The organism is Kineococcus rugosus (assembly GCF_050871975.1).
Taxonomy (GTDB): domain Bacteria; phylum Actinomycetota; class Actinomycetes; order Actinomycetales; family Kineococcaceae; genus Kineococcus.
The window spans coordinates 35,769-55,808 of sequence record NZ_JBJLSJ010000007.1; the positions used below are offsets into that span (position 1 = coordinate 35,769).

Consider the following 20,040-nt stretch of genomic DNA (forward strand, 5'->3'; position numbering starts at 1 on the left):
GTCCGGTTCGGTCAGGTCAGGTGGGCGTGGGCGGCCGCGATCCGCTCGCGCCACCACTGCTCGCGCTCGCGCGGGGCGCGGGAGCGTTCCAGCAGGTCGGGGTCGGCGGCCACCGGCCCCACCGGCAGCGACCCGCCCACGGGCAGCAGCGGCTCGGTCACGACGTCGTGCTCCAGCAGCGCGGCGGTCCCCAGCCCGCAGGCGAACGGCAGGTCCGGCAGCGCGGCCGCCAGCGCGGTCCCGGCGGCGATGCCGACGCTGGTGTCCAGGGCCGAGGAGACGACGACGGGCAGCCCGCAGCCCGCCGCGACGTCCAGGGCGCGGCGCACCCCGGCCAGGGGGGCGACCTTGAGGACGACGACGTCGGCGGCCTCCAGGCCGGCGACCCGCAGCGGGTCCTCGGCCTTGCGGACGCTCTCGTCGGCCGCGAGCGGCACGGCGGTCCCGGCGGCGTGCAGGCGGCGGCGCAGCCCGGCCATCTCCTCCAGCGTCGCGCAGGGCTGCTCGGCGTACTCCAGGCCGTGGGGGGCCAGCTCGCCCAGGGCGCGCTCGGCCTCGTCCACGCTCCAGCCGCCGTTGGCGTCGACGCGCACCGCCGCGTCCGGGCCGAGGGCGGCGCGGACGGCGGCGACGCGGGCGACGTCCTCGGCGAGGCGGGTGGGGAAGTCCGCCCCGGCCTCGGCGACCTTGACCTTCGCGGTGCGGCAGCCGGGGAACCCGGCCAGGACGGCCGGGACGTCGGCGGCGGCCACGGCCGGGACGGTGGCGTTCACCTCGACCCGGTCGCGCCGGGGGGCCGGGAACCCCTCCCAGGCGGCCTCGACGGCGGCGGCGAGCCAGCGGGAGGACTCCGCGGGCCCGTACTCCAGGAAGGGCGCGAACTCCCCCCAGCCGGCGGGGCCGTGGAGCAGGACGGCCTCGCGCTCGAGGATGCCGCGGAAGCGGCGGCGCAGCGGGAGCCGGACGACGTGGGCGGCGTCGAGCAGGTCGGGCAGTTCGGGCAGGGTGGGGAGGGCTGCGGGCGGCACCGGCCCAGCATGCCCCGGACTACCCTGCCTGACGTGTCGGCCCTTGACGGTGTGAGCGAGACCTTCGACCCCTCGGCCTGGGCGGAGGTGCCCGGTTTCGAGGACCTGCAGGACATCACGTACCACCGCAGCACGGTGGACGGCCCGGCCCGCGGGACCGTCCGGATCGCCTTCGACCGCCCGGAGGTGCGCAACGCGTTCCGCCCCGGCACCGTCGACGAGCTGGCCCGGGCCCTGGACCACGCCCGGCGCACCCCCGACGTCGGCTGCGTGCTGCTGACGGGGAACGGCCCGAGCCCGAAGGACGGCGGCTGGGCGTTCTGCTCCGGCGGGGACCAGCGCATCCGCGGCCGCTCGGGGTACCAGTACGCGCAGGGCGAGACCGCCGACACCGTCGACGAGCGGCGCACGAAGGCCGAGGGCGGGCGGCTGCACGTCCTGGAGGTGCAGCGGCTCATCCGGTTCATGCCGAAGGTCGTCATCGCGGTCGTGCCCGGGTGGGCCGCCGGCGGCGGGCACAGCCTGCACGTCGTGGCCGACCTGACCCTGGCCAGCGCCGAGCACGCCCGGTTCAAGCAGACCGACGCCGACGTCGGCTCGTTCGACGCCGGGTACGGGTCGGCGTACCTGGCGCGGCAGGTGGGGCAGAAGTTCGCCCGGGAGATCTTCTTCCTCGGCCGGCCCTACACCGCGCAGCAGGCGCACGCCATGGGCATGGTCAACGAGGTCGTCCCGCACGCCGACCTGGAGGCCGTCGCGCTGCAGTGGGCCGCCGAGATCAACGGCAAGTCCCCCACGGCGCAGCGGATGCTGAAGTTCGCGTTCAACGCCGTCGACGACGGCATGGTCGGCCAGCAGGTGTTCGCCGGGGAGGCGACGCGGCTGGCGTACATGACCGACGAGGCCGTCGAGGGGCGCGACGCGTTCCTGGGCAAGCGGGAACCGGACTGGTCGCCGTTCCCCTGGTACTTCTGACCGGTCCCCCGCGGCGGTGACCCACCGCCCCGGGGAACCGGTCCTCGGTCGGCGTCGATCAGTCGACGGGGTGCTGCTCGGGGTAGACGGCGTCCACCTCGATCTCCACGAGCCAGCCCGGCACCGGCAGCGTGCCGATCTCCAGGGCGGCGCGCGAGGGCACGGCGGCGTTCTCCCGCAGCGGGGCGGCCGGTTCGCCGGTGCCCATCGGGACGAGCACCGGTTCGCGGGTCTCCAGGTCGACGTTCGCGAAGTACTGCCGGTAGGCGCGGTTCCAGCCCGCGAAGTCGGCGACCTCGGCCCCGGCCTCGTTGTCGAGGAACACCCGCATGGTGATGACGTCGTCGAAGTCCAGGCCCACCGAGGCGAGGTTCTCCCCGATCGCGGCGAGCGCGTTGAGGCCCTGCGCCTCGGTGAGGGTGACGCCCTCGGGCAGTTCCCCGCCGAAGGAGGCGTAGTCGACGTAGCTCTCCGCCGAGCCGGCGGGGGCGTCGGGGTTCACGAGCGAGGGCCCGGTGCCGGAGGACTTGTAGATCGCGGTCCCGGCGCCGATCCCGACGCCGCGGGCGATGTTCGGGTTGGTGCTGCCGACGGGCAGGTTCACCGCGACGGTCCCGGGTTCGGGGGTCGAGAACCGTTCCGCGGCGACCCCGGCCCCGGCTCCGGCCCCCAGCAGCAGGGCGGCGCCGGCGGCGATCGCCAGGGGACGGCGGTGCTTCTTCACGACGGGCCTCCAGGAGTTCTTTCCGGTCGGGGACGGCGGGGTGGTCACGAGGTCATGACCCGTTCGTGCAGGGCGGTGACGGTGGCGCGGGCGGAGGTCATCGCGCCGTGCTGCCAGGCGATGGCGTGCGAGAGGTGGTCGCCGGCGAAGTAGACGTTGCCCTGCGGCGCCAGCAGCGTCCGGTAGTCCGGGCCCTCCTGGTCGGCCCAGCCGACCCAGCCGCCCTCGGAGAACCTCGTCGCGCTCCAGGACACCGAGAACGAGGACGTGATGTCCCGGCCGTAGACGTCGCCGTGGATCTGGGCGCCGTTGACGACGGCCCGGCTGCGGCGGGCGGAGTGCGGCAGGGCCGCGTAGTCCAGGGCGTCCTGGCCGTAGTTGTAGTAGCCGACGACGACGCCGGAGGACCCGTGGAAACCGGACGACGGGTACCAGATGTGCGACAGGTCCAGGTCGGTGTTGGTGATGCCGCCGTAGATCCGCCGGTCCTCCTCCCACCAGCGGCGGGAGTACTCCAGGCCGATCTTGCCGGTGGGCGAGGGGCGGGGGGCCTGCAGCGCGGTCGTGATGGCGGGGCCGAGGTTGTGCGGGATGCGCGCGGCGATGTGCGGCGGGATCGTGTTGACCACGAAGTCGGCGGTGGCGGTGTGCGGGACGCCGGCGGCGTCGGTGTAGTCGACGTCGGCCCCGGTGGGGGTGTTGCGGATCCCGGTGACCGTTGCGCCGTAACGGATCTTCGAGGGGCCGACGGCGCGCTCGAGGGCGTAGGCGATGCGGTCCATCCCGCCGACGGGCTGGAACATCATGACGGCCTGGTCCCAGCCGAACTCGAAGGAGAACTCCCGGCCGATGCCGCTGGCGATGACGTCGCTGAGGGCGGGGGCGGGCGAGACGGTTCCGGACTGCAGGCCGGCGCCGGGGGCGACGTCGTACCCGCGGCGGCCCGAGCCCCCGAGGTAGAGGTTGGCCGCGGCGGGGTCGCCGGTGGAGTTCCCCAGGTCGCCGAAGTCGCGCAGGAACTCGATGAGCGCCTCGCGGTCGGTGCCGGACAGTTCCCCGTCGAGGGCCCCGGCGTCGGTGGCCTTGGCGAGGAGCTCGGAGACGTAGCCGTACACGTCGGCCTTGGCCGCGCGGTGGGTGACGGCCTGGTTCGAGACCGCGGTGTCGCCGGTGTAGTAGAGCAGCGCGTTGGCGTTCTGGTTGACGAACGGTTCCAGCGGGACGCCGAGCTCGCGGCAGTAGTCCATCGTGACGTGGTGCTGGGGGATGCGGCCGGGGCCGGCGTTCATGTACTGCCCGTCGGCGAACCGGACCCGCTGGGTCTCGCCGTTCAGGTCGGTCTCGGTGTCCCCGCCGCGGACCGTCCAGTTCCGGCCGCCGGGGCGGCCGCGGCCCTCCAGGAGGGTGACCCGGTACCCGGCCTTGCCGAGTTCGTACGCCGTCGTCAGCCCGGCGATGCCGGCGCCGAGGACGAGGACGGTGCGCGCCGACCGGCCGGAGAGGGTGAAGTCGGAGGGTTTGGGCGGGGTGAACGCGGTGGTGGGGGTGGCGACGGCGGCGGGCGCCAGGCCCAGCGCTCCCATCGCCCCGAACATGGCTCCGGCTCCTCCGGTGGCACCCACGCCACGGAGGAAGTTCCTGCGGGAAACGCGCACGGTTCTCCTCGAGCTCCTCGGCCGGTCCGGGGGTGGGCCGGTCGGGAACACCCTCGTGATCAGGTGTTTCGCCGGTGTTTCCTGTGTGTTGTCTTCGGATGAAGTGTGTACACCCAGGGTGAACACCCAGAGGGAGGGACGCGGGACGCGGTCAGCGGTCGCTCGCGCCGCCGCGGAACCCCGCGCCCAGCCGGTGCTGCAGGTCGGCGACGACCCGCGCGGCCTCGCCCACCGGTGCGGGCCGGGCGTACCGGAAACCCTGGTGGGTCGGGGCGCCCATGCGCCGCAGCAGCTCGGCCTGCCCGGGCGTCTCGACGCCCTCGGCGACCAGCCCCATCCCCATCGTCGCGGCGAGCAGCACCAGCCCCTCGACCAGGGCCCGGGTCCGGGGGTCGGTCTCGAGGTCCCGCACGTAGGAGCGGTCGACCTTGAACGACGTGAACGGCCGCCGCCGCAGGTACGCCAGCGTCGCGCACCCCGTCCCGAAGTCGTCGACGGTCAGGTGCGCCCCGGCGGCCACGACGGCGTCGAGCGCGGCGGTGGTCCCCTCGTCCTCGGCGACCAGGACGCTCTCGGTCACCTCCAGGACGAGCCGGTCCTCCCCCAGGGCCCGCACGGCCCGCTGCACCGCCGGCAGGAACCGGGGGTCGTGCAGCTGCGGCGCGGAGACGTTCACCGCCACGACGAGGGCGCGACCGGCGGCCTCGTGCAGGACCGGCGCCTCGGCGACCGCCCGCTCCAGCACGACCAGGCCCAGGTCGGTGACCAGCCCGTGCTCCTCGGCCAGCGGGACGAACTCGTCGGGCGGGACGAGGACGCCGTCGCGCACCCACCGGACGAGGCACTCGACGCCGGAGACGACCCCCGCGTCCACGTCCACCGTCGGCTGGTGGTGCACCTCCAGGCGGTTGTCGCCGGTGGGGGCGTGCACGGCGCGGCGCAGGCGCTCGACGGTGCCGACCACCTCCTCGCGCCGCCGGTCCGCGGCCTCGTCCCACACCCGCACGCACCCGCCGCCGGCCGCCTTCGCCGCCGCCACCGCCGACTCCGCCGCCCGCAGCAGCCCCGCCCCGGCCACCCGGCCGTGCGCGACCCCCACGGCCACGCCCACCCGCAACCGGCTCGCCCCGACCTCGTACGGCTCCGAGAGCACCGCCAGCAGCCGGACGGCGACGTCGACGGCCGCGTCGGCGTCGGTCAGCAGCACCGCGAACTCGTCGCCGCCGAGCCGGGCCGCCTCGTCGGTCCCGCGGACCGCGGCCCGCAACCGGCGCGCCACCTCCCCGAGCACGGCGTCCCCGGCGGCCCGGCCGTGCGCCCGGTTCAGCGCCCGGAACCCCACGAGGTCCAGGTGCAGCGCCGCCACCGGCGCTCCCGCGCGCCCCGGCCCCCGCAGCGCCTCCTGCACGACGGCGGAGAACCCCGCCCCGCTGAGCAGGCCCGTCACCGGGTCGGTGCGCGGGGCCGCCCGCCCGCGCAGGTCCAGGGCCGCCCGCTCCCGGGCCCGCGCCTCCCGCACCCCCCGCTCGGCGCGGGCCAGCTCGGCGCGGACCGTGCGCAGCGCCTCCCGCTGCCGCCGCAGCGACCGGGACAGCGCGAGCGCCACGAGCAGCGCCGGGACGACGGCCGCGGCCGTCACCGGCGACGGGGCGGGCGCGCCCGTCACCGGCCGGCCCGCACGCTCAGGCGGACAACTGCGGCAGGACGGGGGTGCCGAGCACGTCGGCGATCTCGTCCACCGCCACCGGCCGGCAGTAGAGGTGCCCCTGGGCGAGCTGGCAGCCCATCTCCCGCAGGATCTCGGCCTGCTCGACGTGCTCGACGCCCTCGGCGACGATCGTCAGGCCCAGGGCCTGCCCCATCTTCACCATGCCCTCGACCAGGGCGCGGGCCGTCGGCTCGGTCGCGATGTCGCGCACGAAGCTGCGGTCGATCTTGAAGGACGAGAACGGCCGGTGCCGCAGGTAGCCGAGGGAGGAGAAGCCCGTCCCGAAGTCGTCGATCGTGAGCTGGGCCCCCGTCTCGGCGAGCTCGCGCAACCGGTCGACGGTGTCGTCGTCGATCATGACCGACTCGGTCATCTCCAGGTGCAGGCGGCAGCCGCTGGCCCCGGTCTGCCGCACGGCCGCCGCGACCCGCTCGGTGAAGTCGGGGTGGCGCAGCTGCACGGGCGAGACGTTGACCATGAGGTCCAGCCGGCGGCCGGCGCTGCGCTGGATGTGCGGGGCGTCGCGCGCGACCTGCCGCAGCACCGAGTCGCCGATGCCCACGACCGTCCCGGACCGCTCGGCCAGGCCGATGAACTCGTCGGGCCCCACCAGCGGCTCGACGGTCCCGCCGCGGTCGCGGCGCCAGCGCACCAGCGCCTCCAGCCCGACGACCGGGGCGCCCACCGCCCCCGCGCCCGCGCCCTGCAGGTCCACGATCGGCTGGTAGTGCACGACGAACGCCTCCGCGGGCGCCTGCTGGAGGTCCTCGATCACCTGCAGCCGGGCGATCTCCTCCTCCAGCAGCTCGGGGCGGAACTCGACCCAGCGGTTCTTGCCGGTGACCTTCGCCCGGTACATCGCGGTGTCCGCGTTGCGCAGCAGCGTGCCCACGTCGTCGCCGGGGCGGGCCCGGGACAGCCCGATGGACCCCTGCACGCGCAGGACGTGCCCGCGCATGCGGACCTCCACGCGCAGCGCCACCAGGACCCGGCGGCACAGCCCCTCGACGTCGGGGCAGTCCGGCAGCAGCACCGCGAACTCGTCCCCGCCCAGGCGCGCGACGGTGCTGCCGCCGCGCAGGGTGTCGCGCAGCCGCGACCCGACCAGGCGCAGCAGCTCGTCCCCGGCGTCGTGCCCGAAGCGGTCGTTGACGCCCTTGAACCCGTCGAGGTCCAGGTAGAGCACGACGAGCCGGTCGAGGCGGCCGCCCTCGCGGGCCCGGTCCAGCTCGGTCGCCAGCCGTTCGGAGAACTGCAGCCGGTTCGGCAGCCCGGTGACGACGTCGCGGCGGGCCAGCCCGTGCATCTCCTCGCTGGCGCTGACCCGGAAGAACGCCGCCTCCCCCACCGAGGCCAGCGCCTCCAGGGCCTTCTCGTCCGAGGCGCGCTGGTTCGGGTCCCGCCGCCGCGGGGCGGTGACGTACAGCACGACGCCGTCCCCGGCCACGACGGGGACGCCGATCTCGTCCTCCGAGGGCCCCACGGAGCGGACCATCGCCGCGGGGGTGCCGGCCACCATCCGGGCGTGCTTCTGCAGGGCGCGGGCCAGGTCGGCGCGCCGGCCCTGGGTGTGCAGCGCGGTGGCCGCCTCGAACAGGGCCTCGCTGCGGCGGGCCACGTCGCGGGTCTGGCGCATCGCGCGGGTCGCGACCATCGTCACCACCATCGGGATGACCAGCAGCAGCGCCGCCCAGGGCTCCAGGTGCTCGTAGACCAGCGCCCCGAGGTAGCCCAGCCCGCCGACGGCCACGCTGGTGCCCATCGCCAGCCCCGCCCCGGAGTGCAGCAGCTCGTCCTTGACCGAGGTGCGCTCCTGCACGGCCACCGAGACGGCCGAGACGCCCACGTCGACGACGAACACCGCGACGACGGCCAGCGCGACGGCCAGCAGCTCACCGGGGTCCATCCGCACGGCGACGGCCCGCGGCTGCCCGTCGACCGTCCCGGAGGTGCCGAGCGCGTCGAGGACGGCGAGCGCGACGGGCATGAACAGGACGCCGATGCCGGCGTTGTAGACGCGGCTGACCCAGCTCTTGCGCTGCAGCAGGTTGGTGGGCACGACGCACAGGCACCAGGCGAGCGCGGCGGTGGCGGGCCGGGCGAAGCACAGCAGGAAGACGAGGACGCCGATGTCGAACTGGACCTCGATGCCCGCGTGCTTGGTGTTGATCGCGAACGGGAAGCGGGTGAGCAGCTGCATGAGCGGGAAGCCGACGACCAGGCACAGGGCCAGTTCGCGCCAGCGGCCGGGCTCGTCGGCGCCGAGGAAGGTCCAGGCGGTGATCACGCAGGTGGCGAGGGCGGCGAGGACGACGAGGCCGTCGTAGACCGCGCTGGCGAGCGGGCGGCGCTCGCGGACGGCTCCGCTCATCCGCCACCTCCCTGCTGTCCGCCGGACCGGGGCTCATCCTGACACTCCGACACCGGGTGGTCACGCTCCATCGAAGATCAGCGGCCTGCTTCCCCCCGGATGGAGCAAGGCGAACGGGCCGTCACCTGGAACGACTCACTGCGCGTTCCGAACCACCACGGTACGTGTTCAACAGGTGTCCGGCTCCCTGACCTACCCTGCGCCGGTGCGCCCGCTGCTGCCGCTGCCCGTCCCCGCCGGGGACGCCGTCCTCGCCCTGCTGCCCGTCCTGGCCCGGGCGCTGGCCGGGGAGCTGCCGCACGCCCTGGCCCCGCACGCCGAGGGCACCGCCCCGCCCGCGGCCCTGGCCCCCGGCACCGCGCTCACCGCCGCCGAGGACTCCCCCGACGACCCCACGGCCGTCGTCGTCGCCACCTCCGGGTCCACCGGCACCCCCAAGGGCGCGCTGCTGCCCGCCGGGGCGCTGCGGGCCTCCGCCGCCGCCACCGCCGCCCGCCTGGCCCCCGGGCCCGGCAGCCAGCAGTGGGTCCTGGCCCTGCCCGCCCACCACGTCGCCGGGCTGCAGGTGCTGCTGCGCTCGGTGCGCGCCGGCACCGAACCCGTCGTCCTGCCCGCCGGCCCCTCCACCGCCGCCGCCTTCGTCGCCGCCACCGCCGCCGCCACCGGCGAGCACCTGCTCACCTCCCTGGTCCCCACCCAGCTCGTGCGGCTGCTCGACGCCGGGGACGAGGCCGTGGCCGCCCTCACCCGCTACGCCGCCGTCCTCGTCGGGTCGGCCGCGACACCGGCCCCGCTGCTGGCCCGCGCCCGCGCCGCCGGGGTCGCCGTCGTCACGACCTACGGCTCCAGCGAGACGTGCGGCGGCTGCGTCTACGACGGCGTGCCCCTCGACGGCGTCGAGCCGTCGCTGGAGGACGGGCGGCTCGTCCTGGCCGGCCCCGTCGTGGCCCGCGGCTACCGCGGGCTGCCCGGCCACCCCGCCTTCGGCGGCGGCCGGTTCCGCACCGACGACACCGCCGAGCTGCGCGGGGGCCGCGTCCACGTCCTGGGCCGCGTCGACGACCTCATCACCACCGGCGGGGTCAAGGTCGCCCCCGCCGTCGTCGAGGACGCCCTGGCCGGGATGCCCGGGGTCGCCGAGGTCGTCGTCGTCGGCGTCGAGGACCCCGAGTGGGGGCAGCGGGTCGTCGCGTGCGTCGTCCCCGAGCACCCCGGCGGGCCCGTCCCGACGCTGGCGGCCGTCCGCGACCGGGTCGGGCGGGCCGTGGCCCGGTACGCCGCACCCCGCCAGCTGCTCGTGCTGCCCGCGCTGCCGCTGCGCGGGCCCGGCAAGCCCGACCGCGCCCGGCTGCGGGACCTCGCGAGCGGCCGGGCCCCGGTGGGGGAACCACCCCGCCGGTGACAGACTGGGGCATGAGCAAGATCCTGCCGACCCTGCTGGTCCTGGCCCTGACCGTGTGGTGCCTGGTGAGCATCGTGCAGGCCCCCGAGGGCACCGTGCGCAACCTGCCGAAGTGGGCCTGGATCCTGCTCGTCCTGTTCTTCCCGCTCGCCGGGGGCCTGGCCTACGTCATCGCCGGGCGCCCCACCGGCCTGGCCCCGCGCCCCCGCGCCCCGCGGCAGGCCCCCCGCGGCCCGGACGACGACGAGGACTTCCTGCGGGGCCTGTGAGCCCGGGCGCCTCCCGCGCGGCCGGGGGCCGGCGCGGGGGTGGGAGGATGGTGCCTCGTGTCGGACCCCGCTGAGCTCCCCGCTGACCTCCCGCTGCCCTCCACCCCGCCGGCCCACCGCCGCGCCAGCGTGCAGCAGTGGGTGTCGGCCGCGCGGCCCCGCACGCTGCCGGCGGCGATCACCCCCGTCCTCGTGGGGACGGGCGCGGCCGCCGCGATCGACGGCGTCGCGTGGGTCCCGGCCGTCCTCGCGCTCGTGGTCGCCCTGGCCCTGCAGGTCGGCGTCAACTACGCCAACGACTACTCCGACGGCATCCGCGGCACCGACGACGACCGGGTCGGCCCGTTCCGGCTCGTCGGCTCCGGCGCCGCCGAACCCCGGCACGTGCGCGACGCCGCGTTCGCCTGCTTCGCCGTGGCCGCGCTCGCCGGGCTCGCCGTCGTCGCCCTCTCGCAGACCTGGTGGCTGCTGCTGGTGGGCGCCGCCAGCGTCGCCGCCGCCTGGTACTACACCGGCGGCAAGCGCCCCTACGGGTACTCCGGGCTCGGGGAGGTCTTCGTCTTCGTGTTCTTCGGGCTGGTCGCGGTGATGGGCACCACGTACGTCCAGGCCGGGCGGATCGACGGCACCGCCGTCGCCGGCGCCTGCTGCGTCGGGTTCCTGGCCTGCGCGATCCTCGTGGCGAACAACCTGCGCGACGTGCCCACCGACGCGCAGGTCGGCAAGCGCACCCTGGCCGTGCGCCTCGGCGAGGCCCGCACCCGCGCGCTGTACGCCGCCCTCGTCGTCGGCGCCTTCGTCGCGGCCCTGACCACCGCCCCCTGGCACCCGTTCGCGCTGCTCGTGCTGGCGGCCGGGGTGCTGGCCCAGCGGCCGCTGCGGACCGTGCTCGGCGGGGCGCGGGGCCGCGACCTCGTCCCCGTCCTGAAGGACACCGGGCTGCTGGAGCTGCTCACCGGGGCGCTGCTGGCCCTCGGGCTGGCGCTGTGAGCCGCGGCGCGGGACAGTGCGCCCATGGGTGAGACCGTTCCGGGCATCGACCTCGTCGCCGACGGCGAGCACCGCTACCTCGCGACGCTGCGCGGCTCCGACGGGACCCGCACCGAGCACGTCGTGACCAGCGACCCCGACCTGCTCGAACGGGTCGCCGTCACCCCCGCCGAGGAGCCGTTCCTGGTGCGGCGCGTCGTGGAGGTGCTGCTGGAGACCGCCGAGACCTCCGGCGGCACCGTCCCGGCCGTCGTCGACCTGCGCGAGCTGGACGCCGCGCGCCCCGAGCTGCTGCGCAGCGTGCCGCTGCGCTGACCGCGCGGGTCAGCCCCTGCGGTCCTCGGCGTCGTTGTCGTCCTCGACGCCGCGGGAGAACCGCGACCGCTTCGCCGTGCCGCTCTGCCGGGCCTGCACCCGGCCGTCGATGCGCTGCTGCAGCGCCGCGGCCATCTGCTCGCGCTGGCGGCGCAGCAGGACCAGGGACAGCAGGACCGACACGACCGCCGCGATGAGCAGCGCCAGCCAGCCGACGGCGCCGGCCTCGCGGGCCACCACGAGGCACAGCACGAAGATCCCGAGCCGGAGCACGGTGTACCGGAGCGTGACACCCATCGTTCAGACCCCCGCGTAGGAGTGCAGGCCGGGGAAGAAGATGTTCACGACCAGGTAGTTGAAGAGCATGCAGCCGAACCCGAGCACCGACAGCCACGCGGCGCGCCTGCCGTCCCAGCCGCGGGTCGCGCGGGCGTGCAGGTAGGCGGCGTAGACGACCCAGATGACGAACGTCCACACCTCCTTGGAGTCCCAGTTCCAGTAGCGGTTCCAGGCCACCTGCGCCCACACGGCGCCGGCGATGAGGGTGAACGTCCACATGACGAACGCGACGGCGTTGAGGCGGAACGCGGTGCGCTCCAGCTCCACCGACCCGGGCAGGGCGTCCATGAAGACCCCGCCGGGCCGGCCCCCGCCGGCCCGCACCCGGTCGCGCTTCTCCTGGACCAGCTGCAGGACCGTCGCGGAGAAGCCCAGCGTCGACAGCGCGGTCGCCAGGATGGCGACGAACACGTGGATGATCAGCCAGTAGCTGTCCAGCGCCGGGACCAGCTGGGCGGCGTCGACGTAGAAGGAGCGCAGCGCGATCCCCAGGGTCGCCAGCACCGGGCCGGCCACGAACGTCCCCAGGTAGCGGGCGTCGCGCCCGCCCCCCAGGCCCGCGCGGTGGGCGCGGACGACGGCGACCAGGTACGCCGCGGCCACGACGAGGGAACCGGTGAGGGCGAACTCGAACATGTTGCCCCACGGCACCCGGTGCACCGAGACGCCGCGGGTGACCACCGAGCCCAGGTGCAGCAGCGCCGCGACCGCGAACAGGGACGTCCCGACCGCGGCCGCGCGACGGCGGCGGTCGGTGACCGGCTTCTCCAGGGTGGCGGTGGCCCCGCCCGACGCGGCCCGTTCCCGCCGCGCCTCGCGGGCCTTGATCTCCTTGCCGCCCTCGGCCAGGTCCGCGGCGTAGGCGATGAAGGAGAACAGGTAGGCGCTCATGGAGCCGTAGAGCAGCACGTTGCTGATCTGGGCGATGTTCTCGTCGACGGTCACGACTTCTCCTCGGGAGCGTGCACTGGCTGCTCATGGTCCCCCACCGGGGGGTGCGCCGGCGATCCGTGCCGGCCGCCGGGGTCCTCGCCGGGGTCCTCGCCGGGGTCCTCGGGCTCGCCCAGCGCGGTGCGCAGCCGCGCCAGGACGCCCTCGACCTCCTCGGCCAGCCCCGCGTCGCTGCCGCGGGACAGGCCGGCGACCTCGACCCGCGAGCCCGCGCCACCGGCGGCGGGCACCGCCTTGACCCACACCCGGCGGCGCGGCAGGAACAGGGACATGACCAGCCCCAGCGTCGCCAGCAGCGAGAAGACGAGCGCGGCGGTCTGGCCCGGGGTGGAGCGGACGTCGAAGCTGGCGAACCGCTCGACGCCGACGAACTCGACCGACCCCAGGCCGTCCGGCAGCTGCACCGTCTGCCCGGGGACCATCGTCAGGGCCAGGGCCTGGCCGTCGGCGCCCCGCACCTGCGTCATGGCCGTGGTGTCGAGCGTGTAGACGTTCTGGGCCACGCCCTCGTCCAGCCCCAGGTCGCCGGTCCACACGTTGGCGACCAGCAGCGGCTGCGCCATGTCGGGGAACGCCGAGACCGGCGCCCCGTCGGCGTTGGTGGTGGCCGTCGGCAGGAACACCCCGCGCAGGCCGATCTGGACGGGCTCGCCGTCCGCGTCGACGGCGTCGGGGACCTTCACCACGCCGGTGGAGTCGTAGTTGCCCGTCTGCGGCAGGAACGGGGTCGGCCCGTCCTGCACGACGGTCCCCCGCCCGTCGCGGACCACCAGGACGGGGGCGTACCCGTTCCCGGACAGCGAGATCTGGGTGTGCCCGACCTTGGCGGGGTGGTTGACGCGGATCGTCTCGGTCCGCGGGTCGTCCCCGGGGGAGTCGGTGAGGGTGACGTCGGCGGAGAAGCGGCGGGGCTCACCGATCTGCGACGTCTGCTGCGCCTCGAACGCGACGTCCATCGAGTCCAGCGTCAGCGTGAACGGCGGGACGTCGTCGATGGTGGTCCAGGTGCCGCCGGAGAAGCTGTCCATCTGGGTGCCGGTCATGGTGCCGCCGGTCGTGACGAGCCGCTGCCCCGAGTAGGAGAACAGCGAGCTGGAGGCGATGGCGACGAGCAGCCCCACCAGCGACAGGTGGAACAGCAGGTTCCCCGTCTCGCGGTGGTGGCCCTTCTCCGCGGCGACCGAGCCGTCGCGGCGCTCGACGCGGAACCGCCGCCGGGCCAGGACCTCGCGGGCGGTGCCCAGGACCTCCTCGGGCGCGGCGGCGAGGGTGGCCCCCCGGTGCTCGGGCAGCCGGCCGAGCCGGGCCGGGGTGCGCGGCGGCTTGGAGCGCAGCGCCCGCCAGTGCACGGCGACCCGCGGCGTCACGCACCCGATGAGGGAGATGAACAGCAGCAGGTAGATCGCCGAGAACCAGACCGAGGAGTAGACGTGGAACCCCTGGAGCCGGTCGACCCACGGGTACGCGGTGGGGTGGTCCAGCTGCCACTGCGCGACCCCGGCGGGGTCGTTGTTCTCCTGCGGGAACGTGGAGCCGGGCACGGCGGCGACGGCCAGCAGCATGAGGAGGAACAGCGCCGTCCGCATGCTCGTCAGCTGCCGCCAGCAGTACCGCGCGAACTCCAGCGGCTTCATCTCCGAGGCGAGCTCGCGCCGGGGCTTCCTCTCCGCGTCGCGGTACGCGTCGCGCAGGTCGTCGAGGTGGGTCTCGTCCGTGCTCGCCATGCTCAGATCACCGTCGTGTAGTCGTCGACCAGGGTGGACTGGAGCCAGCTCACCAGCGGCTGGAACTGCTGCGTCGCGAGCAGGACCCCGATGACGACCAGCAGGACCGCGCCGAAGCGGTCCAGGGCGACGCGGTGCCGGCGCAGGACGCCCAGGACCCGCATGCCGCGGCCGTAGGCGAGCGCCACCAGGACGAACGGCACCCCGAGCCCGAGGCAGTAGACCAGGCCCAGCCACGCGGCCCGGTCACCGCGGCCGGTGGTGAACGCCATCGCCGAGATCGCCGCGAAGACGGGGCCGATGCACGGGGTCCAGCCGATCCCGAACAGCACCCCCAGCAGGGGCGCCCCGACCAGGCCCGCCCGCGGCCGCCACCGGACCTTCAGCTCCCGCTGCGCCCACGCCGGGGAGAGCAGCAGGACGAGCCCGGCCGCGACGACGAGCAGCCCCACGACCCGCTGGAAGACGTCGGCGTACCGCAGCTGCGCGAGCGCGCCGCCGAGGCTGCCGGCGGTGAAGCCGATGAGGACGAACACCACCGAGAACCCCAGCACGAACAGCGACGCGCCCAGGACCATCCGGCCCCGCCGCTGCCGCTCCAGGTCCCCGCCGGACAGCCCCGTCACGTACGCGAGGAACCCCGGGACGAGGGGCAGCACGCACGGGGACAGGAACGAGACGAGCCCGGCGAGCGCGGCCAGCGGCACCGCCAGCAGCAGCGGCCCGCTCTGGACGTACTCCGGCAGGGTCATGCGGGTGCGGCCCCGGCGTCGTCCAGCATCCCGGCCAGCGTGGAGCGCTCCACGATCCCCGAGGCGCGGGCCGCGACCCGGCCCTCGGCGTCCAGCACCAGCGTCGTGGGGGTGGCCTGCGGGGAGTACGTGCGCAGCGCGAGCATCGCCGCGCCCGAGGAGGCGTCCAGGATCGAGGGGTAGGTGATCCCCTGCGCCTGCTGGAACGCCTCGGCGACGGCCGCCGTGTCGTAGGTGTTGATGCCGAGGAACCGCACGCCGCGGGTGGAGTACTCCTGCCAGACGGCCTCCAGGTCGGCGGCCTCCTTCCGGCACGGCGCGCACCCGGCGAACCAGGTGTTCAGCACGACGACCTCGCCGCGGTAGCCCGCCAGGTCGACGGTCGAGCCGTCGACGGTGGTGCCGCTCAGCTCGACCGGCTCGCGGCGCTCCTCCGGCGGCCACTGCACGACGGTGCCGTCGCCCTCGATGTAGTTCCGGTCGGTCGCCGGCTCGGGCAGCCCGTCGCCGCCGGAGCAGCCCGCGACGACGAGCGTCGACAGCGCGGCCACCCCGAACGACCTGCGGGACAACGACATCAGGCCCCCGCGATGGGGTCGGCGCCGATGAGCAGGTCGGCGGCGGGCTCGGTGTAGGCGACCGAGACCAGCGTGCGGCCGGAGAACTCCAGGGACGTCACCGACGCCAGCGCGCACTGCCGGCGGCGCGGGTCGTGCACCAGCGGGCGCCCCTCGGCGCGCAGCCGCGTCACCCACACCGGCAGCTGGTGGCTGACGAGCACCGACTCCCGGCCGGGGAAGGCGTCCCGCGCGTCGCGGACCACCGAGGCCATGCGGGAGACCTGCTGCTCGTACGGCTCGCCCCAGCTGGGCTGGAACGGGTTCCACAGCCGCGGCCACACCCGCGGGTCGCGGATCGAGCCCGACCCCTGGGTGACCTTGTGGCCCTCGAAGCTGTTGGCGGCCTCGACGATGCGCGGCTCGGTGCCCAGCGGCAGGCCGTGCGAGCGCGCGATCGGCGCCGCGGTCTCCTGGGCGCGCTGCAGCGGCGAGGCGGTGACGGAGGCGATGTCGTGGTCGGCGAAGAACTCCCCGAGCCGCTCGGCCATCGCCTGACCGCGCTCGGACAGCCGGAACCCCGGCAGCCGGCCGTACAGGACCCGCTCGGGGTTCCAGACCTCACCGTGCCGGACGAGGTGGACGGTCGTGCGGGCCGTCGTGCGGGTCACAGCCGACCAGCCCCCTCGGCGGCGGCGCGGGCCGCGGCGGGCAGCGCCTCGAGGATGCGGCCGATCGCGGTCTCGTCGTGGCTGGCGGACAGGAACCACGCCTCGAAGGCGCTCGGCGGCAGGTGGACCCCGGCGTCGAGCATCGAGTGGAAGAACGCCCGGAACGCCCCGAGGTCCTGCTGCCGGGCCTGGTCGTAGTCCACGACCTCGTCCAGCTGCGTGAAGAAGACGCTGAACATCGACCCGGCGGTGTTCACCAGGTGCGGCACCCCGGCGGCGCTGAGCGCGGCGCTCGCGGCGTCGCGGACGGTGGCGGCGTTCGCCTCGACCGCGGCGTAGACCTCCGGGGTCGTCGCGCGCAGCGTCGCCAGGCCGGCGGCGGTCGCGATCGGGTTCCCCGACAGCGTGCCGGCCTGGTAGACGGGACCGGCCGGGGCCAGGTGCGCCATGACGTCGGCGCGACCGCCGAACGCGGCGGCCGGGAAGCCGCCGCCCATGACCTTGCCGAAGGTCAGCAGGTCGGGGGCGTGCTCCAGGCCCAGGCCCTCGTACCCGTACCAGCCGGCGGCGCTGACCCGGAAGCCCGTCATGACCTCGTCGGAGACCAGCAGGGCGCCGTGCTCGCGGGTGGTGCGGCGCAGCAGCTCGGTGAAGCCCGGCCGGGGGCGCACGACGCCCATGTTCCCGGCGGCGGCCTCGGTGATGACGCAGGCGATGCGGTCGCCGTGGGCGGCGAAGACCTCCGCCAGCGCCTCCGGGTCGTTGTACGGCAGCACGATCGTGTCGGCCGCGGCGGTGCCGGTCACCCCGGGGGTGTCCGGCAGCGCGAACGTCGCCAGCCCCGAGCCGGCCGAGGCCAGCAGGGCGTCGACGTGCCCGTGGTAGTGGCCGGCGAACTTCACCACGACGGGGCGGCCCGTGAAGCCGCGGGCCAGCCGGATGGCGCTCATCGTGGCCTCGGTGCCGGAGCTGACCAGCCGCAGCTGCTCGACCGGCTCGACGCGCGCGACGATCTCCTCGGCCAGCAGCACCTCGCGCTCGGTGGGGGTGCCGAAGGAGAAGCCGTCGACCGCGGCGGCCTGCACGGCGGCCAGCACGTCGGGGTGCGCGTGCCCGAGGATCATCGGCCCCCAGGAGCACAGCAGGTCGACGTACTCGCGGCCGTCGACGTCGGTCAGGTACGGCCCGCGCGCCGAGGCGATGAAGCGGGGGGTGCCCCCGACGGCCCGGAAGGCGCGGACCGGGGAGTTCACCCCGCCGGGGATCACCGCGCCCGCTCGCTCGAACAGCGCCGCGGAGGCGGCGGCTGCGGCGCTGGACGAGGTGCTCGCCGGGGTGGGCGTCGACGCGTTCACGAGTCCCAGTGTCTCAAGCTCGCGGGGGTGCCTCCTCCCCAGGGGCGTCTACGACGGCGTGTCGGAGGCCGGGGGTGACCGACCTCACGTCCGCACGCCCGAGACGCGGGCGGGTCAGCCCCGGGCGGGGGCCGTCAGCGGCTGGTTGAACCGCAGCTGGTTGCCCGAGGGGTCGCGCACGCCGAAGTCCCGCACGCCGTACTGCTGGTCCACCGGCTCGGAGGTGATCTCCGCGCCCCCCGCCGACAGGGCGTCGTGCAGGGCGTCGACGTCGTCGGTGGTGAACACCAGCCGCGACAGCAGGCCCTTGGCGAGCAGGTCCGCGGCGGCCTCCCGGTCGGCGGCCGAGGCGTCCGGCCACGACTGCGGCGTCTCCAGCACGAGGTGGACGTCGGCGCCCGGCGGCGTCACCGTGACCCAGCGCATCCCCTCGTAGGACACGTCCTGGGTCACCGCGAAGCCCAGCAGGTCGCGGTAGAAGGCCAGGGCCTCGTCGTGGTCGTGGACGGTCAGCAGCACCTGCGAGACGGTCGTCATGGGCCCGACGCTAGGACCGCTCACGCCCGGCCCGCTTCTCCGATCCTGACCGGCCGGGCCGCCCGCGCCAGCACGCAGCTGGGGATGCCCGCCGCCGCGGAGTGGTCCTGGGCCCGGTACGCGCTGGGCGTCACGCCCACCAGCCGGGTGAAGCGGGCGCTGAACGAGCCCAGCGACGAGCACCCCACCGCGAAGCACGCCTCGGTGACCGACACGTCCCCGCGGCGCAGCAGCGCCTTGGCCCGCTCGATCCGCCGGGTCATGAGGTAGTCGTACGGCGTCACGTCGAAGGCGGCCTTGAAGCTGCGGGAGAAGTGCCCCGGCGACATGAGGGCCTGCCGGGCCAGGGCGGCGACGTCCAGCGGCTGGGCGTGGTCGCGGTCGATGCGGTCGCGCACCCGCCGCAGCCGCACGAGGTCCTCACGCGAGAGGGGCACCCGCCGAGTCTGGACCCCCGGACCCGGCACGGCCACCGCCCGTCACCTGATCGTCAGGCTCAGGTGACGCACAGGTCACTTGCGGGCGCCAGGGTTCCCCCTCGTGACCACTCCCCGACCCACCCGCCGCCACGTGCTCGGCGCCGGCGCCGCGGCGGCCGCCGCCGGCCTGGCCACCGCCCCCGGCGCCACCGCCGCCCCCGGCCACCCCGGCCGGCCCGAGCACGCCGGGCGCCCCGGCCTCGCGTTCGCCGCCGACGGCACCTTCCGCGTCGTCCAGTTCAACGACACGCAGGACAACCACCGCACCGACGTCCGCACCATCGAGCTCATCGAGAAGGTCCTCGACACCGAGCACCCCGGATTCGTCGTGTTCAACGGCGACGTCGTCAACGGCGACATGACCACCGCCGAGCAGGTCCGCACCGCCTACGACAACGTCGTCGGCCCGGTCGAGGCCCGCGGCATCCCGTGGGCCATCACCTTCGGCAACCACGACGAGGACTCCGCGGCGGCCACCGGGATGACCGAGCCCCGCATCCGCGAGTTCCTGCGGACCTACCCCCACCACGTGGGGTCCACCGCCGGCGGGGTCAGCGGCGACTCCAACCAGGTGCTGCCGATCGCCTCCCGCGCCGCCGGCCGGCCCGCGTTCGCGCTGTGGCTGCTGGACTCCGGCCGCTACTCCCCCGAGCAGATCGCCGGGCAGGCCGTCGAGGAGTACACCTACGAGACCATCCACGCCGACCAGGTCGCCTGGTACCGGCAGACGTCGGCGGAACTCCAGGGCGGCGCGGCCGACCCCGTGCCCGGGCTGATGTTCTTCCACATCCCGCTGTGGGAGTTCCGGCACATGTGGTTCGGCTCCCCCACCGAGGCGACCGACGAGGCGCACGAGGCGGCCGTCGGCAAGCACTCCATCGTCGGGGAGCGCAACGAGCGCGAGTACACCGCGCAGTTCAACCCCGGCCTGTTCCACGCCGCCCTCGAGCGCGGCGACGTGAAGGGCATGTTCTGCGGGCACGACCACGTCAACGACTACGTGGGGAACTACTTCGGCATCCGCCTCGGCTACGGCCCCGGCACGGGGTTCGGGACGTACGGCCTCGAGGGCGCCGACGTCCACCGGATGCGCGGGGCCCGCGTGTTCGACCTCGACGAGAACCACCCGGGCGTCTTCAAGGACACCCGGGTGGTCCGCGCCGCCGACCTGGGGATCGACCTGTCCCCCGAACCGCGGCCGCTGGGCGGCTGACCGGCGGCCGGGGAGGAGTTCAGCG

20 protein-coding genes are annotated in these 20,040 nt (G+C 75.2%); 6 read left to right on the forward strand and 14 right to left on the reverse strand.

Annotated elements, in window-relative coordinates; genetic code table 11:
- Nucleotides 1-11: 11 nt before the first annotated feature.
- A complete protein-coding gene (locus ACRYM6_RS05290) occupies nucleotides 12-1,028 on the reverse strand; it encodes an o-succinylbenzoate synthase (RefSeq protein WP_432541659.1) in 1,017 nt (338 codons plus the stop codon).
- Between the two features lie 9 nt (nucleotides 1,029-1,037).
- Between ACRYM6_RS05290 and ACRYM6_RS05295 the strand changes: the two genes are divergently transcribed.
- Nucleotides 1,038-2,003 (forward strand): 1,4-dihydroxy-2-naphthoyl-CoA synthase, encoded by a 966-nt coding sequence (locus ACRYM6_RS05295; RefSeq protein WP_432541660.1) that lies wholly within the window; start codon nucleotides 1,038-1,040, stop codon nucleotides 2,001-2,003.
- Between the two features lie 58 nt (nucleotides 2,004-2,061).
- On the opposite strand, the gene ACRYM6_RS05300 is transcribed toward ACRYM6_RS05295, so the two are convergent.
- The 4 genes from ACRYM6_RS05300 to ACRYM6_RS05315 all read right to left on the reverse strand — a co-directional run bounded on the left by ACRYM6_RS05300 (nucleotide 2,062) and on the right by ACRYM6_RS05315 (nucleotide 8,461).
- Nucleotides 2,062-2,727 carry a Rid family hydrolase gene (locus ACRYM6_RS05300; protein WP_432541661.1) on the reverse strand — a complete coding sequence of 222 codons (666 nt, stop codon included), beginning with the start codon at nucleotides 2,725-2,727 and terminating at the stop codon, nucleotides 2,062-2,064.
- A 44-nt stretch (nucleotides 2,728-2,771) separates the two neighbouring features.
- Complete coding sequence (locus tag ACRYM6_RS05305; protein ID WP_432541662.1) at nucleotides 2,772-4,322, reverse strand: flavin monoamine oxidase family protein; 1,551 nt, start codon at nucleotides 4,320-4,322, stop codon at nucleotides 2,772-2,774.
- Between the two features lie 211 nt (nucleotides 4,323-4,533).
- On the reverse strand, nucleotides 4,534-6,048 hold the full coding sequence (locus ACRYM6_RS05310; RefSeq protein ID WP_432541664.1) for a putative bifunctional diguanylate cyclase/phosphodiesterase: 1,515 nt from the start codon (nucleotides 6,046-6,048) through the stop codon (nucleotides 4,534-4,536).
- 16 nt (nucleotides 6,049-6,064) lie between these two features.
- On the reverse strand, nucleotides 6,065-8,461 hold the full coding sequence (locus ACRYM6_RS05315; RefSeq protein ID WP_432541666.1) for a putative bifunctional diguanylate cyclase/phosphodiesterase: 2,397 nt from the start codon (nucleotides 8,459-8,461) through the stop codon (nucleotides 6,065-6,067).
- A gap of 205 nt (nucleotides 8,462-8,666) precedes the next feature.
- Here ACRYM6_RS05315 and menE point away from each other — a divergent pair, with 205 nt between their 5' ends.
- The 4 genes from menE to ACRYM6_RS05335 all read left to right on the forward strand — a co-directional run bounded on the left by menE (nucleotide 8,667) and on the right by ACRYM6_RS05335 (nucleotide 11,437).
- Nucleotides 8,667-9,863, forward strand: a complete 1,197-nt coding sequence (gene menE, locus ACRYM6_RS05320; RefSeq protein ID WP_432541667.1) for an o-succinylbenzoate--CoA ligase — start codon at nucleotides 8,667-8,669, stop codon at nucleotides 9,861-9,863.
- 11 nt (nucleotides 9,864-9,874) lie between these two features.
- A complete protein-coding gene (locus tag ACRYM6_RS05325; protein WP_432541668.1) occupies nucleotides 9,875-10,132 on the forward strand; it encodes a PLD nuclease N-terminal domain-containing protein in 258 nt (85 codons plus the stop codon).
- Nucleotides 10,133-10,225: 93 nt separating this feature from the next.
- On the forward strand, nucleotides 10,226-11,122 hold the full coding sequence (locus ACRYM6_RS05330) for a 1,4-dihydroxy-2-naphthoate polyprenyltransferase (RefSeq protein WP_432541797.1): 897 nt from the start codon (nucleotides 10,226-10,228) through the stop codon (nucleotides 11,120-11,122).
- Between the two features lie 24 nt (nucleotides 11,123-11,146).
- Nucleotides 11,147-11,437: a hypothetical protein gene (locus ACRYM6_RS05335; protein WP_432541669.1), complete on the forward strand. Its 291-nt coding sequence runs from the start codon at nucleotides 11,147-11,149 to the stop codon at nucleotides 11,435-11,437.
- 9 nt (nucleotides 11,438-11,446) lie between these two features.
- Here ACRYM6_RS05335 and ACRYM6_RS05340 read toward each other — a convergent pair whose 3' ends face one another.
- The 9 genes from ACRYM6_RS05340 to ACRYM6_RS05380 all read right to left on the reverse strand — a co-directional run bounded on the left by ACRYM6_RS05340 (nucleotide 11,447) and on the right by ACRYM6_RS05380 (nucleotide 18,760).
- Nucleotides 11,447-11,734 (reverse strand): DUF4229 domain-containing protein, encoded by a 288-nt coding sequence (locus ACRYM6_RS05340; RefSeq protein WP_432541670.1) that lies wholly within the window; start codon nucleotides 11,732-11,734, stop codon nucleotides 11,447-11,449.
- 3 nt (nucleotides 11,735-11,737) lie between these two features.
- Nucleotides 11,738-12,721, reverse strand: coding sequence for a c-type cytochrome biogenesis protein CcsB (gene ccsB, locus ACRYM6_RS05345; RefSeq protein WP_432541671.1), 984 nt, complete (start codon nucleotides 12,719-12,721; stop codon nucleotides 11,738-11,740).
- Nucleotides 12,718-14,451 carry a cytochrome c biogenesis protein ResB gene (resB, locus tag ACRYM6_RS05350; protein WP_432541672.1) on the reverse strand — a complete coding sequence of 578 codons (1,734 nt, stop codon included), beginning with the start codon at nucleotides 14,449-14,451 and terminating at the stop codon, nucleotides 12,718-12,720. Before resB ends, ccsB begins: the two co-directional genes overlap by 4 nt.
- Nucleotides 14,452-14,453: 2 nt before the next feature.
- The gene (locus ACRYM6_RS05355) at nucleotides 14,454-15,203 is read right to left on the reverse strand and encodes a cytochrome c biogenesis CcdA family protein (protein ID WP_432541673.1); all 750 of its coding nucleotides are present in this window, start codon (nucleotides 15,201-15,203) and stop codon (nucleotides 14,454-14,456) included.
- Complete coding sequence (locus ACRYM6_RS05360) at nucleotides 15,200-15,781, reverse strand: TlpA family protein disulfide reductase (protein WP_432541674.1); 582 nt, start codon at nucleotides 15,779-15,781, stop codon at nucleotides 15,200-15,202. The genes ACRYM6_RS05355 and ACRYM6_RS05360 overlap by 4 nt, the downstream gene beginning before the upstream one ends.
- A complete protein-coding gene (locus ACRYM6_RS05365) occupies nucleotides 15,781-16,431 on the reverse strand; it encodes a histidine phosphatase family protein (RefSeq protein WP_432541675.1) in 651 nt (216 codons plus the stop codon). The genes ACRYM6_RS05360 and ACRYM6_RS05365 overlap by 1 nt, the downstream gene beginning before the upstream one ends.
- Nucleotides 16,428-17,786, reverse strand: a complete 1,359-nt coding sequence (hemL, locus tag ACRYM6_RS05370) for a glutamate-1-semialdehyde 2,1-aminomutase (protein WP_432541676.1) — start codon at nucleotides 17,784-17,786, stop codon at nucleotides 16,428-16,430. The genes ACRYM6_RS05365 and hemL overlap by 4 nt, the downstream gene beginning before the upstream one ends.
- A 114-nt stretch (nucleotides 17,787-17,900) precedes the next feature.
- The gene (locus ACRYM6_RS05375; RefSeq protein ID WP_432541677.1) at nucleotides 17,901-18,323 is read right to left on the reverse strand and encodes a VOC family protein; all 423 of its coding nucleotides are present in this window, start codon (nucleotides 18,321-18,323) and stop codon (nucleotides 17,901-17,903) included.
- A 20-nt stretch (nucleotides 18,324-18,343) separates the two neighbouring features.
- Nucleotides 18,344-18,760: a helix-turn-helix transcriptional regulator gene (locus ACRYM6_RS05380; protein WP_432541678.1), complete on the reverse strand. Its 417-nt coding sequence runs from the start codon at nucleotides 18,758-18,760 to the stop codon at nucleotides 18,344-18,346.
- Nucleotides 18,761-18,863: 103 nt separating this feature from the next.
- Between ACRYM6_RS05380 and ACRYM6_RS05385 the strand changes: the two genes are divergently transcribed.
- Nucleotides 18,864-20,015, forward strand: coding sequence for a metallophosphoesterase family protein (locus ACRYM6_RS05385; RefSeq protein WP_432541680.1), 1,152 nt, complete (start codon nucleotides 18,864-18,866; stop codon nucleotides 20,013-20,015).
- Nucleotides 20,016-20,040 lie beyond the last annotated feature (25 nt).